This is a genomic window from Chitinimonas viridis (assembly GCF_030409555.1).
Lineage (GTDB): Bacteria > Pseudomonadota > Gammaproteobacteria > Burkholderiales > Chitinimonadaceae > Chitinimonas > Chitinimonas viridis.
This window is the reverse complement of record NZ_JAUFPU010000004.1, coordinates 37973-54836: the sequence shown is the minus strand read 5'-3', so window position 1 is coordinate 54836 and position 16864 is coordinate 37973. Positions and strand designations below refer to the sequence as shown.

The 16864-nt window shown below is 59.3% G+C and carries 20 protein-coding genes and 3 tRNA genes; 15 read left to right on the top strand and 8 right to left on the bottom strand.

What is annotated here, in order from left to right; genetic code table 11:
- The first annotated feature begins 37 nt into the window (after positions 1-37).
- The 3 genes from QWZ03_RS04320 to QWZ03_RS04310 all read left to right on the top strand — a co-directional run bounded on the left by QWZ03_RS04320 (position 38) and on the right by QWZ03_RS04310 (position 3005).
- A complete protein-coding gene (locus QWZ03_RS04320) occupies positions 38-715 on the top strand; it encodes a class I SAM-dependent methyltransferase (protein ID WP_290331619.1) in 678 nt (225 codons plus the stop codon).
- Positions 700-2136 carry a hypothetical protein gene (locus QWZ03_RS04315; RefSeq protein ID WP_290331618.1) on the top strand — a complete coding sequence of 479 codons (1437 nt, stop codon included), beginning with the start codon at positions 700-702 and terminating at the stop codon, positions 2134-2136. Before QWZ03_RS04320 ends, QWZ03_RS04315 begins: the two co-directional genes overlap by 16 nt.
- Positions 2137-2228: 92 nt before the next feature.
- Positions 2229-3005, top strand: coding sequence for a TrmH family RNA methyltransferase (locus QWZ03_RS04310; RefSeq protein ID WP_290331617.1), 777 nt, complete (start codon positions 2229-2231; stop codon positions 3003-3005).
- Positions 3006-3016: 11 nt separating this feature from the next.
- Here the strand turns inward: QWZ03_RS04310 and QWZ03_RS04305 are convergent, their stop codons facing one another.
- From QWZ03_RS04305 to QWZ03_RS21045, 4 genes are all read right to left on the bottom strand, one after another.
- A complete protein-coding gene (locus tag QWZ03_RS04305) occupies positions 3017-3934 on the bottom strand; it encodes a DMT family transporter (protein ID WP_290331616.1) in 918 nt (305 codons plus the stop codon).
- 366 nt (positions 3935-4300) lie between these two features.
- Entirely contained in the window at positions 4301-4732 is a 432-nt protein-coding gene (gene cadR, locus QWZ03_RS04300) for a Cd(II)/Pb(II)-responsive transcriptional regulator (protein WP_290331615.1), read from the bottom strand.
- Between the two features lie 34 nt (positions 4733-4766).
- The gene (locus QWZ03_RS21050) at positions 4767-4982 is read right to left on the bottom strand and encodes a hypothetical protein (protein ID WP_290331614.1); all 216 of its coding nucleotides are present in this window, start codon (positions 4980-4982) and stop codon (positions 4767-4769) included.
- Positions 4979-5101 carry a hypothetical protein gene (locus tag QWZ03_RS21045; protein ID WP_290331613.1) on the bottom strand — a complete coding sequence of 41 codons (123 nt, stop codon included), beginning with the start codon at positions 5099-5101 and terminating at the stop codon, positions 4979-4981. The genes QWZ03_RS21050 and QWZ03_RS21045 overlap by 4 nt, the downstream gene beginning before the upstream one ends.
- A 1-nt stretch (position 5102) precedes the next feature.
- On the opposite strand from QWZ03_RS21045, the gene QWZ03_RS04285 reads away from it, so the two are divergent.
- From QWZ03_RS04285 to QWZ03_RS04260, 6 genes are all read left to right on the top strand, one after another.
- Positions 5103-7202 (top strand): heavy metal translocating P-type ATPase, encoded by a 2100-nt coding sequence (locus QWZ03_RS04285; protein ID WP_290331612.1) that lies wholly within the window; start codon positions 5103-5105, stop codon positions 7200-7202.
- Positions 7203-7313: 111 nt separating this feature from the next.
- Entirely contained in the window at positions 7314-7709 is a 396-nt protein-coding gene (locus QWZ03_RS04280; protein WP_290331611.1) for a DUF3703 domain-containing protein, read from the top strand.
- 56 nt (positions 7710-7765) lie between these two features.
- On the top strand, positions 7766-8227 hold the full coding sequence (gene lspA / locus QWZ03_RS04275) for a signal peptidase II (protein ID WP_441302633.1): 462 nt from the start codon (positions 7766-7768) through the stop codon (positions 8225-8227).
- Positions 8224-8685, top strand: a complete 462-nt coding sequence (locus QWZ03_RS04270; RefSeq protein WP_290331609.1) for a protein-disulfide reductase DsbD N-terminal domain-containing protein — start codon at positions 8224-8226, stop codon at positions 8683-8685. The genes lspA and QWZ03_RS04270 overlap by 4 nt, the downstream gene beginning before the upstream one ends.
- Positions 8686-8696: 11 nt before the next feature.
- Positions 8697-9155, top strand: a complete 459-nt coding sequence (locus tag QWZ03_RS04265) for a hypothetical protein (protein ID WP_290331608.1) — start codon at positions 8697-8699, stop codon at positions 9153-9155.
- 83 nt (positions 9156-9238) lie between these two features.
- Positions 9239-9895, top strand: a complete 657-nt coding sequence (locus tag QWZ03_RS04260) for a thiol:disulfide interchange protein DsbA/DsbL (RefSeq protein ID WP_290331607.1) — start codon at positions 9239-9241, stop codon at positions 9893-9895.
- 520 nt (positions 9896-10415) lie between these two features.
- On the opposite strand, the gene QWZ03_RS04255 is transcribed toward QWZ03_RS04260, so the two are convergent.
- A complete protein-coding gene (locus QWZ03_RS04255; protein ID WP_290331606.1) occupies positions 10416-11186 on the bottom strand; it encodes a phytanoyl-CoA dioxygenase family protein in 771 nt (256 codons plus the stop codon).
- Between the two features lie 157 nt (positions 11187-11343).
- Here QWZ03_RS04255 and QWZ03_RS04250 point away from each other — a divergent pair, with 157 nt between their 5' ends.
- A complete protein-coding gene (locus QWZ03_RS04250; protein ID WP_290331605.1) occupies positions 11344-11865 on the top strand; it encodes a PilZ domain-containing protein in 522 nt (173 codons plus the stop codon).
- The gene (gene ung / locus QWZ03_RS04245) at positions 11855-12529 is read left to right on the top strand and encodes a uracil-DNA glycosylase (RefSeq protein ID WP_290331604.1); all 675 of its coding nucleotides are present in this window, start codon (positions 11855-11857) and stop codon (positions 12527-12529) included. The genes QWZ03_RS04250 and ung overlap by 11 nt, the downstream gene beginning before the upstream one ends.
- A gap of 95 nt (positions 12530-12624) precedes the next feature.
- Here ung and QWZ03_RS04240 read toward each other — a convergent pair whose 3' ends face one another.
- Both QWZ03_RS04240 and lplT read right to left on the bottom strand, forming a co-directional pair.
- A complete protein-coding gene (locus QWZ03_RS04240) occupies positions 12625-12933 on the bottom strand; it encodes a cupin domain-containing protein (protein WP_290331602.1) in 309 nt (102 codons plus the stop codon).
- Positions 12934-12943: 10 nt separating this feature from the next.
- Positions 12944-14236 carry a lysophospholipid transporter LplT gene (gene lplT, locus QWZ03_RS04235; protein WP_290331601.1) on the bottom strand — a complete coding sequence of 431 codons (1293 nt, stop codon included), beginning with the start codon at positions 14234-14236 and terminating at the stop codon, positions 12944-12946.
- A 466-nt stretch (positions 14237-14702) separates the two neighbouring features.
- Between lplT and QWZ03_RS04230 the strand changes: the two genes are divergently transcribed.
- From QWZ03_RS04230 to QWZ03_RS04215, 4 genes are all read left to right on the top strand, one after another.
- Positions 14703-15929 carry an aspartate kinase gene (locus tag QWZ03_RS04230; RefSeq protein ID WP_284197343.1) on the top strand — a complete coding sequence of 409 codons (1227 nt, stop codon included), beginning with the start codon at positions 14703-14705 and terminating at the stop codon, positions 15927-15929.
- A 53-nt stretch (positions 15930-15982) separates the two neighbouring features.
- Positions 15983-16076, top strand: a tRNA-Ser gene (locus QWZ03_RS04225).
- Positions 16077-16099: 23 nt separating this feature from the next.
- Positions 16100-16176 (top strand) — tRNA-Arg (locus tag QWZ03_RS04220).
- A 33-nt stretch (positions 16177-16209) separates the two neighbouring features.
- A tRNA-Arg gene (locus tag QWZ03_RS04215) sits at positions 16210-16286 on the top strand.
- Between the two features lie 118 nt (positions 16287-16404).
- Here the strand turns inward: QWZ03_RS04215 and QWZ03_RS04210 are convergent.
- A complete protein-coding gene (locus QWZ03_RS04210; RefSeq protein WP_290331599.1) occupies positions 16405-16734 on the bottom strand; it encodes a hypothetical protein in 330 nt (109 codons plus the stop codon).
- Between the last annotated feature and the right edge of the window lie 130 nt (positions 16735-16864).

Below are 16864 nucleotides of genomic sequence, written 5' to 3'. Positions count from 1 at the left end.
CTGGCTAGGTTTGTTGGTACAGGCTGGCGCCAGCCTTGTGAGTCTGTCCTTGGTGTGGTTGGGCTGGTTGGCTGTTGGCTACTGCTTGCCAGTGCAGGTGGGGTTGGCAGTCCTGGCTGCACACAAGCTGGGCCAACCGCGCTGGTGGTTGCTGATACATGCCTTGTTTGCACCCGCCATCGTGCTGGGTCTCTGGCTGGATCTACCGCCCTGGATATACCTGTTGGCATTTACGCTGGCTTGGCTTTTGTTTGGCCGGATAGATCGTAGCCGGGTGCCGCTATACCTGAGCAACCAGGCAACACTGGCCGCCCTTGAGCCCCTGCTGCCCAAGGGCGCCAGCGTGCTCGATATCGGCGCAGGCACCGGTACGGTGCTGGCGGCGCTAGGGCGGCGTAGCGATCTGCAGCTGACGGGGGTGGAGCATGCATGGTTGCCGTGGTTGCTGGGCTGGTGCCGCTTGCGCCTGACCGGCCGCCCGATTGCCTGGTTGCGCGGCGATATGATGGCCGTGTCGCTGCAGGATTTTGACGTGGTGTATGCCTTTCTTTCACCCGCTGCCATGCCGGCGGTTTGGCAAAAGGCCAGGCAGGAAATGGCCAGTGGCAGTTTACTGATCAGCAATACCTTTGCCGTGCCCGATGTGACGGCGGATCGTATTATCGAAGTCAACGACTGGAAGGGCGCAAGGCTACATTTATGGCGAATGCCCTGATTGCCGACAAAGCGGCAGCAGCGACCAAGCACGATGACAGGAATGAAGCCTGGCTGGCCTTTTGGGCGCGCCGGCCGCTACCCATACTGCAGTCTACCAAGGCGGCCCTGGCGGGGTTGAATGCACGGGTAGAGACCGTGCGTACCGATGAGATCGTCGATCTGGTATTGCGCGATCCTTTGCTCACCGCCCATGCCCTGCGGCTGATCAACCAGCGCGAGCGCGGCAGCTTGGCCGCCGATATCGTTTCCATCGAGAGTGTCGTGCTGCTGATGGGGGTGGATGCCTTTGTCGGCCAGTTTGCCCGCTTGCCCAGCGTGGAGTCGCTGCTGCTGCCCAAGCAGCCCGCACACTATTTTGGTTTGCTGCGCGATATTGCTGCCGCACGCCTGGCCGCCAGGTTGGCGCGCGATTTTGGGGTGCTGCGCTACGATGCCAGGCTCGATGAAATCTACATCACTGCTTTGCTGGCAGGTCTGCCGCGCATGCTGCGTTACCTGGAGATAGGCCTGCCGGATAAGGCGCCACTAGTCGACCTGGGTAGCGTGGCCTTGCCCTTGTTTGCCCGCTGGCGCCTGCCCGAGGTCTTCAATACCCTGCTGGATGACAGTGCGGCTTCCAGCCAGCGCAGCTTGCTGCAACAGGCTGCGCTGCGGCTTGCGGATCGATTGCAGCAGGGCTGGTGGCACGAGAGCCTGAACACCGATCTGCACCTTGCCGCCCACACCCTGGGTGTGGAACAGCCGGAGGCCTGGGAACTGGTGTGCAAGGCCATGCTGCACTTTGCCCACAAGGACTGGCCTTACGCCCAGATATTCGCGCCCGCTCGCTGGCTGGTGATGTTGCCGGGTGAGTGGCCCAAGCCGCAGGCCAAGGCCAGCCCCGGGGCTACGAGTCAGGAACCGACGCGGCCTTCGCTGAACGATATCCTGCGCGAGATGCAAAAAGCGGGACAGAGTGGTGCGTCCTTCAACCAGATCATGGGGTTGGCCATACGGGCGCAGTCCGAGGCACTGGGCATGAAGCGCATTATGTTCGGCCTGCTGATGGCGGGGCACAACCTGCTGAAGACGCGCTACATTGTGGGCGCGACCGATAATGATCCGCTGCGGACCTTCCAGGTCGATCTCTCTGCACCGCATATCTTTACGCGGTTGATGCTTAAGCCGCAGTCCGTCTGGCTGAATGCGAGCAACCGTGCGCAGTACGACGCCTTGTTGCCACGCGGCCTGCGGCAGGCCGTGGGCGAGGGGGAGTTTGTTGCCATGTCGCTGTTTGTGGAGGAGAAGCCCGTGGGCCTGTTCTACGCCGACAATCAGGGTGGTGCGCTGACAGAGGCGCAGTACAATGGCTTCAAGCAGGTTTGCCTGATGACGGGACAGTGCCTTACCCGCCAGGCCAAGCGGCTGGAATTGGGTTGAATCCGCGGCCATAGCCGTTGGTAAGCTACCATCTTGTCTAATTATCCACCAGGCCGCTTTGCCGGCCTGGTTTGCTTTTGTGATCGCCCCTTATGGATGTCATACAGTCTCGCCAGAACCCCTTGATCAAGGCCTGCATCAAGCTGATGGAAAATCGGCGGGAGCGCTTGAAAACCGGTCAGACCTTGCTGGATGGGCCCCATCTGCTTGCTGCGGCCCTTGATGCGGGGCAGGCACCGGAACGCCTGCTGCTATCACAGAGTGCACCCCAGCGCGCCGAGGTGGCTGCGCTGGCGGCACGCTTCGAAGGGCCGGTCTCGGTGGTGGCCGATGCCCTTTTTGCCGAATTGACCGAGCTGGAGTCGGCATCCGGCGTACTGGCGCTGTGGGCGCCGCCGCCAGCACCCGCACCGTTGCAGCGTGGCCTGGTACTGGCATTGGACGGTGTGCAGGATCCTGGCAATGTGGGTGCCATGCTGCGCACTGCTGCAGCAGCTGGCGTAGCACAGGTATGGCTGAGCCCCAGTTGCGCTGATGTCTGGTCGCCCAAGGTACTGCGTGCCGGCATGGGGGCGCATTTTCTGCTGCCTGTGGTGGAGCGGGCAGACTTGCCTGTTTTGTTGGCCAACTTTGCCGGACGCAAGGCAGTGACTGTGCTGGATGGCAGCATCTCCCTCTACCAGGCCGATTTGCGGGGCGATCTCGTGCTTGTGATGGGCAGCGAAGGGCAGGGCGTCAGTCGTGAGGTGCTGGCGCTGGCCGATTTGCGTCTGGCCATACCGATGAGGGCTGGGCTGGAATCGCTCAATGTCGGCGCCGCGGCGGCCATCTGCCTGTATGAGCGGCTGCGCCAGACGCTCTCGGCATGAAGGGGGCGTTCTCAGACCAGCCTTGCCGCCAGCCTGGTCAGGCCCAGCTTGCGCAATACCGGGGCGATGTCCAGCAGCATGATGATATTGCCAGCAACGGCACAGGCTATGCCGGCTACCGTCCAGATGCGCCATTGGAAACCCTCGAACCAGCCAGACAGCAGTAAGGCTACGATGGGGACGGCAACGGCGATATAGCCGGACTTGGCGGCACCTATGCGCCCCAGCAGCGTGAGATAGGCGGCAAACGCCAGGACCGAGCCGAAGATAGACAGATAGAGCAGGGACGCAAGGTAGCTGGGGCGGGTATCGAATACCAGGCCTTGGTGATGGATGAGCGTGAAGATCAGTGCGATGCCGCCACCCACCAGCATGCCGTAGCCTATGGACGGTAGTAGTGGTATTTGCTGATTGCGGTTGTGCTGGGCCACCAGATTGCCCAGGGAGGCCAGCAAGGCTGCCCCCAGGCCACAAGCAACACCCAGCCAGGCTGAGGCGGTGCGGACATCGGTCAATTCCGGCCAGAACACCAGGGCGATACCCAGTATGCCCAAGGCCGCACCCAGGATGGACTTCTGATCCATCCGACGGCCAAACACCAGGCTCATGCCAACCAGATTGATGACCACCATGCTGGAGTTCAATACGGCCATCAAGCCTGAGGCGATGTGTTTTTCGGCCTCGTAGACCAGCATATAGCTGACCCCGAACATCAGCGCGCCCTGCAACGCCGACCAGGCCATTTCGGTGCGACTCAGCTGCAGGCGCTCGCCGCGTAGCTTGCACCAGCCCAGCAACAACAGGCCGGCTAGCAAGAAGCGATATGCCACCGAGGCGCTGGCGGGCACACTGCCGTATTGAAACGTGATGGCCAGCCAGGTTGACCCCCAGATCAGTGTGGCGATGGCATAGAGCAGGGCGTTGGGCATGGCAGCATTCCTGGGAGCCCCCTATGGGCTCAAGTCATTGATGAGTGCTGACTGGGCTGCTGCGCAGCCTCAATCAGCGGACTCCCCTGATTGCATCCCCCGTCCATCCTCATGCTTGATGAGCCTCAGTATTTCAATGGTTTAGGTTCATACCAAGTTTCGAGAGGTATGGCCTAGCTTAGTCATTCTGGGTACAAGGCGGCAGGCACGGTGTGTGCCTGCGGAAGCTGACTGTGACGGTGGCCATGGCAGGACACTTTGCCACCTTGAGCAGGTTCTGGGGCTGACGTCCGAGCAGTCGGCCCGGCCTGTACCGCCGGCTCAAGCGTCATGCTGAGGTAACACGCCGGCAGATTGAATGGACGCTCAGCCCAAATGGGTGTGCCGCTCCTGCCGTGCCTCACTCTCCATGCTGACCAGTCCCTGCAATATGCCGCAGGCTGCTACGGGCTGTTCTGCCTGGCATTGGTGCCGTAACTCACCAAGCTGCTGTTTCAGCTGCATCAATTCTGCGATGCGTGCATCAACATGACCAATGTGCTCATCCAGCAAGGCGTTGACTCGGCCACATCCTGCGGCGGGCGCATCCATCACTTCCAGCAAGGTGCGAATTTCACCATGCGTCATGTCGAGGGCCCGGCAATTGCGGATGAATCGCAGGCGCTCCAGATGCTGGGGGCCGTAGCTACGGAAGTTGCTGGCGGTGCGCTCTGGTTGCGGCAGCAGCCCTTCCTTTTCGTAGTAGCGAACCGTTTCGACGGTGCACTGCGCGATCTGTCCTAGTTCACCGATTTTCATGTGCGCTCCAAATAATCCGATTCATGACTTGACTCTATAGTAGCTTCAGGGTGTGAGATGGCGCCATCACAATATGGAAAGCCCACTCATGTCTTCCGCCCATGTGTATGAAAAATCGGCCGGAAAAGCTTGTTGTGATCATGGTATCCAGCAGGCCGAGGGTAATCATGCCCACCATCACCATCACCATCACCATGATCATGCTGCCGATCACGATCACGATCACGATCACGATCACGATCACGATCACGATGCGGCCGCCATAGCCATTGCGGAGACCGAGGGAGTGGGCGCCTGTACGCCGGCTTGCTGTGGCGGGAGTGCCAAGGCGCCGCTGGTGGGCATCATGGAACCGAGCCAGGTATCCACGATGCTTCCTGCAGGCTGTGTGCGCAGCCAGCTACGCATTGCGCAGATGGATTGTCCTGTGGAAGAGGCGCTGATCCGCAAGAAGCTGGGCGGCATGGCTGCGGTGCAAGGGCTGGAGTTCAACCTGGTACAGCGGGTACTGACGGTGGTGCATACCCCTGATGCGCTGCCCGCAATCGAGGTGGCGATCCGTAGCTTGGGCATGACGGCGGAAGGGATTACTGAACACGCGGCACCTGTTGCAGCACCGGCACCCAGGAAACCCTGGTGGCCGCTGGCTGTATCCGGCGGCCTCGCCCTGGGTGCGGAGATCGTCCATTGGCTGCAAGGGCCGGAGTGGCTGAGCGCAGTGATGGCGCTGGCTGCCATTGCACTCTGCGGCATAGGCACCTACAAGAAGGGCTGGATTGCCCTCAGGAACGGCGAGCTCAACATCAATGCTTTGATGACCATCGCCGTTACCGGTGCGGTTTTGATACGCCAGTGGCCAGAGGCTGCCATGGTGATGTTCCTGTTCACCATTGCCGAGCTTATCGAGGCCAAGTCCCTGGATCGCGCCCGCAATGCCATCCGTGGCTTGATGCAACTGGCGCCAGAGCGAGCCACCATGCTGCAGGCCGATGGTCAGTGGCTTGAGGTGGCGGCCAAGGCCGTGCCCATGGGCGCTGTGGTGCGGATCAAGCCGGGTGAACGTATCGGTCTGGACGGCGTGTTGGTAAGTGGGGGCTCGACGGTCAATCAGGCACCCATTACAGGCGAGAGCATCCCCGTAGATAAAGTAGTAGGCGACACGATCTTTGCCGGCACCATCAATATCGCGGGCTCGTTCGAATACCGCGTGACCGCCGCAGCCAGCAACAGTACCCTGGCCCGCATCATCCATGCGATTGAGGAAGCCCAAGGCGCACGCGCGCCTACCCAACGCTTCGTCGATCGCTTTGCCAGGATCTATACCCCGCTGGTATTTGTCCTTGCCCTGGTTGTCGCCTTGCTACCCCCCTTGCTGATGGGGGGCGATTGGTATGCGTGGATATACAAGGCACTGGTGCTGCTGGTTATTGCCTGCCCCTGCGCCTTGGTGATCTCCACGCCAGTGACCATAGTCAGCGGCCTTGCTGCCGCTGCGCGGCATGGCATTCTCGTCAAAGGCGGGGTGTATCTGGAAGAAGGCCGCCGACTGAATTGGCTGGCATTGGACAAGACCGGCACCATCACGCATGGCAAGCCGGAACTGGTCGATAGCGTCATTCTGGATGCATCCGTCGATGCCATGCAACTGGCGACCAGCCTGGCTGTCCGATCCGATCATCCCGTTTCACACGCCATCGCCCGTGCTGGTAAGCAATCGAATGTGGCCATACTGCCGGTTGCAGATTTCAGCGCCTTGCTGGGGCGAGGTGTACGCGGCCAGGTGGCAGGTGAGCTTCTCCACCTGGGTAACCATCGACTGATCGAAGAACTTGGGGTGTGCTCGCCAGAGTTGGAACAACGCCTGTTTGCGCTGGAAGAGGCGGGCAAGACCGTCATTCTGCTCGCCACCGAGCGGAAGGTGCTGGCCTTGTTTGCAGTGGCAGATACGGTGAAGGACAGCAGCCGGGAAGCAGTCAAGGCATTGCATGCGCTGGGTATCAGGACAGCGATGCTTACCGGGGACAATCCGCATACCGCTGCTGCGATCGCCAAGCAGGTAGGCGTGGATGAGGCGCGCGGCAATCAGCTCCCCGAGGACAAGCTCAAGGCAATTGAAGCCTTTGCCCAGATGGGCAAGGTCGGCATGGTGGGTGATGGCATCAACGATGCGCCAGCGCTGGCACGGGCAGACATTGGATTTGCCATGGGCGCGGCAGGCACCGACACCGCTATCGAAACAGCCGATGTAGCCTTGATGGATGACGATCTGCGCAAGATCGCGCGCTTTGTGCAGCTGTCACGCAGCACACACGCTGTACTGGTCCAGAACATCAGCCTGGCGCTGGGCATCAAGGCAATATTCCTGGCGCTTACCCTTATGGGGCTGGGCACGATGTGGATGGCTGTGTTTGCCGATATGGGCGCCGCCTTGCTGGTTGTGGGCAACGGCCTGCGACTGTTGCGCAAGTAGCGCTGTGTCCGGAGTGACCATGCAAGCAGATGAACTGACATGCGCAACGCAACCTGACCGGGTGCGATGCGCGACACCCGCTGCAGCTAGGCCTGCTGTAAAGGGACAATCATGAACCGCACCACGTCTGCCGCGCTGGCTTATCAGCAAGCCATGCAAAACGCCAAGGATAGACTGAAGGACGGTGATACGGCAGCAGCCTTCGCGCTTCTGGAACGCGCGCATGTGCTGGGACAGCGCCAGCTCTGGCCGCACTGGGTAGTGCATGTATGGATGCTTAGGGTGGCCCTTGCGCGTAGTGATGCGCGCGAGGCCATCGGCCAGCTTTGGCGCTTGTTCCTTACCCCCTTTGGTCATCTGACCGGACGGCTACCGCTGGGGAATACCGGCGGCGCCAATGTCAGCCCTTTCGCACCGATGGAGATACCGGTGGAACTGCGCGCCATCATGCAAGCCGGTGAGGATCAAGCCAAACAGCCTGGGCCAACGCGCGATCATTTGAGCTAAAGAACATGGCTTACACCTCACGTACACACTTTCTGCCCTGGCTGCTGCTGGCCCTGTTGCTGATCGCCTTTGACCAGGCTGTCAAATACGGCGTGAGCGCCTGGCTGCCGCTACACGGCAGCGTCGAAGTGACGCCTTGGTTCAATCTCGTGCATGTGCTTAACCCCGGCGCGGCTTTCTCTTTTCTGGCCCAAGCGGGCGGGTGGCAGCGCTACTTCTTTACGCTCCTGGGCTTGGGCGTCTGTGGCTTACTGCTGTTCTGGCTATGGCGAGGGGTAAGCAGCAGGATAGAAACGCTTGCTTATATCGGGCTGATCGGCGGTGCGATGGGCAATGTGCTGGATCGCATCCGCATTGGCGCCGTGGTGGATTATCTGGATCTGCATTGGCGGGGTTGGCATTGGCCTGCCTTCAACCTGGCCGACGTTTTCGTGATAGGCGGTGCTGTCTTATTGGTGCTCGCCAGTGCATGGCTAGGGCGTAGTGGTGTTACTCCCGCGCCAGGAGCTTCAACTTGAAATACCTTTCTTACCCATTGCTATGCCTTGTCCTGGGCCTTTCACTGCCAGCCTATGCCAGCTCTGACGATTGGCTGGGGAAACTGGTTAACAAGTCTTCCAGCGAGCCACTGCCACCCGAGTTGGCGTTCTCGGTAAAGGCCCGGCGTGTTGATATCAAGACAGTCATGGTCGACTTTGCGGTGACGCCGGCTTATTACCTGTACAAGGATAAGCTGGTGATTGTGCTGAAGAACACGACAGGCAGGCGCATAGGCGGGATTGATTTCCCGCCTGCCTTGACCAAGAACGACCTCACCTTCGGCGACACGCAGGTCTATACCAAGCCTTTTAGCATCAAGGTGGAGTTGGCGGGGGACGGCACGGGGCCGATTACCCTGCTGACCCGATACCAGGGCTGCTTTGAAACCCGAGGACTTTGCTATACGCCGCAATCGGCAACGCTTGCCTTGCCATGAGGCGGTTGCTTTTGTTTGCGATCGCCTTGTTGGCCTTGAGTGCGCTACCCGTGAGCGCCGTTGGCCAGCCTGTGACCCTGGATTCTGAAAAGGTACTGCTGGATACACTGGCTGGGCGTCTTGAGCAGGCTGCTCAGCTGTCTCAGGCATTTCTGGCGGAGGGGAGCGACAAGCACCTGCGAGCGCTTGCGCAGACGGAACTGCGGCTACGGCGCTTACAGGCGACGCAGCTACGTGAACGATTGCGTCGCTGGTATGGCATTGAATCGGCCAGGAATTATCCAGCGCCACCGGCCAAGGAGCCGGATCGTTATGCCGAGGCGCTGCGTATCAATCATGGACAGATCCTAGAGCTGCTGGAGCTAGGCCAGGGGCTAAGATTGCGTGCCGAACTACGCCGCTATATGGACCAGATTTCACTCGATTGCCTGGTTCAACTTCCCGCCCGCCGCACCGCATCCCGTGTCTAGAAAGTAGCGTCATGATGCAAGGCCATGCTGTTGCAGCAAAGCTGATTTGCTTTACCTAACCCAACCTTTGAGGAATACCTTATATGAATACCAAGCGATTGTTTGGCCGTGCCCTGCTTGCCCTGGGTTTGGCGATTACCGGCGTTCAGACGCTGGCAGGCGGCGATCATAGCAATGAGAACCCCGTCATGCCGCTGGCGAATCCGCAACCGGTAGAGACCCCTGGCAAGATCGAAGTGATCGAATTCTTCTGGTATGGCTGCCCACATTGCAACAAGGTGGAGCCTACCGTCGAAGCTTGGGAGAAGACGCTACCCAAGGACGTGGTATTTCGCCGTGAACATGTATTGTGGGATGGCCGCAGTGATATGGAAGGCCATGCCAAGCTCTTCATCACCTTGCGCATGATGGGCCTGCTGCCCAAGCACAATCGCGCGGTATTCGAGGCGGTGCATGGCGCCAAGGTGGAGTTGCGGGACGAGCAGGTGTTGTTCGACTGGATTGCCAAGCGAGGTGTCAATCGCGCCCAATTCGAGACCAACTACAAGTCATTTGGCATCGGTGCACAGCTGGGTCGCGCCAAGCAATTGACTAAAACCTACCGGATCGAGGGCGTACCGACCTTCATCATCAATGGGAAGTTTGTTACCTCGCCACACCAGGCCGGCAACGAGCAGCGCATGTTCGCCTTTATCGACGAACTGATAGTCCGCGAACGCAAGGCAGGCAAGGGGCAGTAGATATCCGTCCACGTCAGACCGGAAAAGTCCTGGGGGCTTGCTGCACGCGGCGTAGCCAATTGCTAAGCGCCTGTTCAAAGTCTTTTCGCCGTGCGCCGGCCCGCTGGGCTGATCTGGAAAATGGCCAGGCACAAGGCGTGGTGCGCAGGCAATAACAAGTTACTACCGAGCGCCACAACGCAGCGAATGGCCGTTTTCCAGATCAGCCCTATGGGTTCGCAGCCTTGCCGGTGAACGGCGGCGTTGCAAGCCGCTGACGGTACCAGTACCGCTGCGCGGCTTGCGCCTTGCCCTTCATCTGGCAAGGCTGCGAGCCCAGCGGGCCGCGACACGGCGAAAAGACTTTGAACAGGCTCTTAGGCTTGGACTCTGGACGCACTGTTGATCAGTGAGGTCGTGGGTAAGAGCCTGTTCACGATCGTTTCGCCCCCATCATGCGCGATATCAGGATCCGTATGGCCAGATAGGTTGCTGCCGCCAGTGTCTGTACCACCAGTCCCTGGCGCGGCCATGCTGTGCGTCAGTCCAGTGGGATGGAGGGCAGGCTGGCGCTGCGGCTGCCTGGCAATGGCAGGTTGTCCTGGCGATGGTAGCCAAATACCAGGGAATACTTGGTTGCCTCCGTGCGGTTCCAGCCTGCCGCATGGAAGGTCATGGCATGAAAGAACACCACGTCGCCGGCTTCCAGTTCAGGAAACACGGCACTGTCGATCAATGTCTTGTTTTCCGGTAGATCGGTGCGCAAGAATGCCCGATTCTCAAAGCGTTCTGTGTCCAGCTCCATGGTGTGCGTGCCTGGCAGAAAGCCCAGGCAGCCGTTCTCCCGAACTTCCTGTCCCAGGGCCAGCCATACGGATACCAGATTGCTGTGCTCGAAGCTCCAGTAGCGTATGTCGCGGTGCCAATGGGTCACGCTGGAGAACGCTGGCTGCTTGGTCATCAGGCTGTTGTGGTGGGCCTGTGTCAGCGCAACGGCAGGGCTGCCCAAGAGTTGTTTGACCCGCTCCGCCACCTGGGGACTCATGGCCCAACGCTGGAAGGCCGGGTGGCGGGCGTAGACCTGCAGCAATCGACGTGCGGTACGGCCACCGGCAGCCTCGCGCGAGCTGGGTGCGCCGGGGTAGTGGGTATCGGCTTCGTACTCTATCGGCTCGATGGCATGGCCGAGGTGATCCTTGCCGGCCGCCAGGATATCGGCACGCAAACTGGCGTCGGCCAGGCCCTTGATGACGATGAAGCCTTGCTCATGAAAACGGTCGAGTTCTGCGGGGGAGAAGGAATGGGTGTGCATTTACTGCTTCCGACGATGACGGCGTCACCGGGAGGCGACGTTGCTGAAGGGCGGATTCTACTCTCACCGCTGCGGCTATGGCATTGCGCTGGCGCAAAGATATGCGGCGAGCCGGAGTCGCGAGTGCGGCAGCGTATAATTGGCATCAGGAGACGATATGCCGACCACAATATGCATACAACTGAGCGCTGCCGGGGCGTGGCAGGCTGGTGAGCCCGAGGCGGCCAGCGATGGCGTGCTGCTGCTGCGCGTGCTGGCACTGATGGAGGCGGCACCGCCACATCTGGATGATGAGGATGGCCCGGACGCATTGCGGTGGCAAGCGCTGGAAGCCAGGGTGGATCTGACCTTGCAACTGCTGGGGCAATTGTTGGCTCGCGGTGTGCCACGGCCACCTGTGTGCAGCTTCCAGCTGAGTGGCGAGACAGCCAGTTGGTCCATGCCGGCACCACCGCCATTGGGTGAGGCGGGTACGCTGGCCCTTTATCTTTCCAGCCGCATTCCGCAGCCGCTGCAACTACCTGCCACGGTCATTGCGGTGGAGCCGATGGCGGATGGGGCACGTGTGACCGTGACATTCAACCGGCTGGAACCTGAGCTGCAGGACTGGCTGGACAAGACTATTTTCCGGCGACATAGGCGTGAAATCTTTGAACGAAAGCATTCCCATGATGAATGAACTGCCTGCCACATGGGCGCAATGGTTGGGCGATGAGACCAGCCAGCCCTACTGGCAGTCGCTCCATGCTTTCCTGGCGGCTGAAGCCGATGCGGGCAAGGCGGTGTATCCACCCCGTGAGCTACGCTATGCGGCATTGGCGAGCTTGGCACCGGCAGATATCAAGGTGGTGATCCTGGGGCAGGATCCCTATCACGGACCTGGCCAGGCGCATGGGCTGAGTTTCTCGGTGCCTCATGGCGTCAGGCCACCGCCCTCGCTGCAGAATATCTTTAAGGAAATCGCACGGGACCTTGGACACAATCCCCCTCAGCATGGCCATCTTCAGGCCTGGGCCAGCCAAGGTGTGTTGCTGCTTAACAGCGTACTGACGGTGGAGGCCGAGAAGGCCGGCTCGCACCGCAAGCGCGGCTGGGAGAGGTTTACCGACGCGCTGGTGGCCCGGTTGTCGCGGGAGCATGCCGGTATCGTGTTCATGCTGTGGGGGGCTTACGCTGAGGCCAAGACGGGTTTGATCGATACCGCACGTCACTGCGTCTTGACTTCACCCCACCCTTCGCCGCTCTCTGCCCATAGAGGATTCATAGGGAATGGCCATTTTTCGGCGGCCAACCGCTATTTGCTGGCGCAGGGCAGGACTCCCATAGACTGGGCGCTGGTCTAAATACGGGCTGAAGCAGGAGCACTGTTGACCACCAATAAAGACGCCGCATTTAATGCGGCGTTTTTGTTGCAGGAGTCGCGTGCGGCAGGGATGGTTTAGGCGCCGCCGAACAAGGTGAGGATGACACCATCACTATCTGCGGCGAAACGATGGCGCAAGCCAGGAGGTATGAGTGCCATTTGGCCGGCAAGCAGGGCGTGGCAGGTACCGGCCTCGGTCTCAAGATTGAGTTTGCCCTGGATGCAGACGATGCGCTCCTCGACCTTGTGCGATTCATAGGGGTAGTCGGCAGGTGGCGCCAGATGGATGAGCAAGGCGGCACCGTCCTGCAGGCGCGTCAGCAGGTGGTCGGTGTCGACGGCCAGGGAGCGGCCCAGTACGGCAAGGTCGGTTACGGTAATCATGGGAAGATTCCTAGTCGTGCATCAGGCCAGCAGCCACGCCACGCTTGTAGCGGTGCATGATGATCAGCATCAGGACGCTCAGTAGCAGGCCAAAGCCGATGATGATGCCGTACATGGGGGGAATGCCGCCGAGATTCTGGAAGTAGGCGAGCGCCTGACCGTGCATATTGTCGGTTAACGGTGTACTGAAGTATTTCACCAGCATGGCGTGGGCCCCAACCATGACCAGGATGCCCAGGTTTTCATTGAAGTTCTGGACGGCGATGGAATGGCCGGCTCCCATCAGCATATGCCCTCGGTGCTGCAGCATGGCATTGAGCGGGACCACGAAGAAGCCCGCCAGGGCGCCAACGACCAGCATCTGGAATGCAGCCAGTTTGACATCGTAGATGAACAACATGCTGATGACCATGAAGCCCATGGCGACGCCGGCAGGCAATACCCGGAAAGCTTGATTGAGGGGGATGAACTTGCCGGCAATGACAGAGCCCAGCGCAGTGCCCACGGCAACGACAGCGATCATCAGTGTGGCTTGCTCCAGGCTGAAGCCCAGCCACAGGATGGCCCAGTTGATGACGACCAGCCGCATGGTGGCACCAGCACCCCAGAACAGGGTGGTTACACCCAGCGAGAGCTGGCCCTGCGGATCGCGCCAGAGCTTGACGACACAATCCCAGAACTCCCGGATCAGGTAGCTCGGATCAAAGTGTATGGGCTTGAGTTCGACATTGAGCTTTGGGATATACATATTCACCCAGCCAGCTGCCAGATAGATAAGGCAGAGCACGACTATGGCGAATACGGGCGCAGACAGGAAGGACAGCGGCGTCGTGGCCAGCCATGCACCGACATTGGGGCCTGCCAGTTGGCCGCCCAGCACGGTGCCAAAGATGATGGCACTGACGGTGGCGCCCTCTAGCCAACCATTGGCAGCCACCAACTTCTCATGGGGCAGGTACTCGGTGATGATGCCGTACTTGGCCGGCGAGTAGGCGGCGGCACCGAAACCGACGATGGCATAGGCCAGCAGCGGCGGCAGGCCTACCAGCATACCTATGCAGCCAAACAGCTTGATGCCATTGCATAGCATCATGGCCCGGCCTTTATGCATGGAATCGGCAAACGAACCTGCGAACGGGGCCAATACCACATAGGAGACGGTGAAGCACCAAAGCAGCATGGATTGATGCCAGGCGGGCGCTTCCTGCACTTTGAGCAAGGCCAGGGCGGCGATGAACAGGGCGTTGTCGGCCAGTGCGGACAGGAACTGGGCTGCGAGTATGGTGTAGAAACCGCGATTCATCAGAAGGCGTCGCTTGCTTGGGCAAAGGCGCAGTATGAAGGAAGCGGCTTTATACCACACGGCCTATGTTGCGCGATGTATCGCCCGGATTGCAGTGACTCAGGCCGTGGCGGCTCGCTGATGGCTGTGGGTGCCTGCAGAAGCAGGGGGATAGACAGTATCACCGGCCAGTTTCCTTCGAGGCGCAATGCCTGTTCAGGAACGGGGCTGGCCAGATACTGGGACGCAGGGTGGGCCTATGCAACCTTGAGAAGATGGCAATAAACCAGGTACGAATAAGCGCTTGCTGGTGGCAAGGCTGACTAGACAAGACCGGTATCTGCTTGCGATATCAGGGGAGACATATAGCCCTGCGGTCTGTAGGCTTGTCCGAAATATTCTAATTCATGTAGTCAAACCCGCCTTGTCTTCACACAAGGCTTTCATTAGATTCGATTTCTTTTTTACGCAATACCTGAGGGAAGGAATGGCGCTAATCGTCCAGAAGTACGGCGGCACATCCATGGGTTCGCCTGAGCGAATCAAGAGTGTGGCTCGCCGCGTTGCCCGTTACCGGGCACAGGGGCATGAGGTCGTGGTAGTGGTGTCGGCCATGAGTGGCGAAACCAATCGGCTGATTGCATTGGCCAAGGAAATCCAGGCCCAACCCGATCCACGTGAGCTTGATGTCATCATTTCCACGGGTGAGCAGGTCACTATCGGCTTGCTGTCGATGGCTTTGAAGGATATCGGGCTGGATGCCCGCAGTTATACCGGCACTCAGGTCAAGATACTGACTGACAGTTCACATACCAAGGCACGTATCCAGCACATTGATGAGTCCGCCATGCGGACTGATCTGAAGGCAGGGCGCGTGGTGGTGGTGGCGGGTTTCCAGGGGGTGGATGCCGAGGGCAACATCACCACGCTGGGGCGAGGGGGCTCGGACACTACAGGCGTGGCGCTGGCTGCTGCGCTCAAGGCCGATGAGTGCCAGATATATACCGATGTGGATGGCGTCTATACCACGGACCCACGGGTAGTGCCGGAGGCTCGCAGGCTGAAGACGGTGACTTTCGAGGAAATGCTCGAAATGGCCAGCCTGGGCTCCAAGGTGCTGCAGATCCGTTCGGTGGAGTTCGCCGGTAAGTACAAGGTCAAGCTGCGCGTGCTCTCCAGCTTCCAGGAGGAAGGGGAGGGGACGCTGATCACATTCGAGGAAGAAGACAATATGGAAAAGGCCATCATCTCGGGCATCGCATTCAACCGTGACGAGGCGCGCATCAATGTGACCGGCGTGCCCGACAAGCCTGGCATCGCCTATCAGATACTGGGGCCGGTGGCTGACGCCAATATCGATGTCGATATGATCATCCAGAATGTCGGCATAGAGGGGCATACCGACTTCTCGTTTACCGTGCCGCGTAATGACTACCAGAAGGCCTTGGCCATCCTGGAGGGCGTGCAAGGCCATATTGGCGCCAAGTCCATCTCTGGCGACGACAAGATCTGCAAGGTATCGGTGGTGGGAGTGGGCATGCGTTCCCATGTGGGCATCGCTTCCACCATGTTCCGTACCTTGGCCGAGGAGGGAATCAATATCCAGATGATCTCTACTTCCGAGATCAAAATCTCGGTAGTGCTGGACGAAAAGTACCTGGAATTGGCTGTGCGGGTGCTTCACAAAGCTTTTTCTCTCGATCAGGAGCCATGAACGCTTGACGAGCCTTAGGGGCGCCGCTATAGTGGCGCCCTCTTGAGCGAGACGGAGAAGTGGCCGAGTGGTCGAAGGCACTCCCCTGCTAAGGGAGCATACGGGCATAAACCTGTATCGAGGGTTCGAATCCCTCCTTCTCCGCCAAGTTTGAATTGTTGTTGTGCAGTGCGCCCGTAGCTCAGCTGGATAGAGTACTTGGCTACGAACCAAGGGGTCAGGAGTTCGAATCTCTTCGGGCGCGCCAGCAAACAGCAGCACTTCAGTGAATCAGGATAATGCGCCCGTAGCTCAGCTGGATAGAGTACTTGGCTACGAACCAAGGGGTCAGGAGTTCGAATCTCTTCGGGCGCGCCAGTATTAAAACGACAAAGGCCACATTCGTGGCCTTTGTCGTTTCTGCGTGTCCGTGTTATGCGCCCCGCCGGGCTCTGCTTGGTGCGTTCTGGCGTGGGCCGACTTGCGTAAATAGCGACTATCTATCGCTTGCTTTGTTTTGAATATCGTGCATTGCATTTTGGGTGTGGTAAAACGGCGGGGGTCTGCTAAGGCCAAAATCAAATTGCGACAATCGCTTGCTACCCGCATGCAAGCGTGTGGTTGCCTTGAATGCCTTGCCTGGAGCGGGTTTTGGGGTTTTCCCTTGTGCCGGATCCTGAGTGCGTTTGTGACTTTTTAACAACAAAGCGGGCTTGTCTTCTTTGCCATATTCTTGATGGCTAATTTTCTTGGTATTGTCTTGGGTTTGAGCTTGCGGCGATTGTAAGGTTGAACGTCGCAGGTAAGTTGGTTGGCAGGCTGCCATTTATGTTGCACTGCAGATTTACGTTGTCTCTTTTGTGGTGTTAAAGTGGTGTTAAGTGCTGACTAGGGTTCCATCAAGATTTGGATGTACTTGCTGGCTATGCCGGAGTGGTCTTGGATTGATGTTGGTA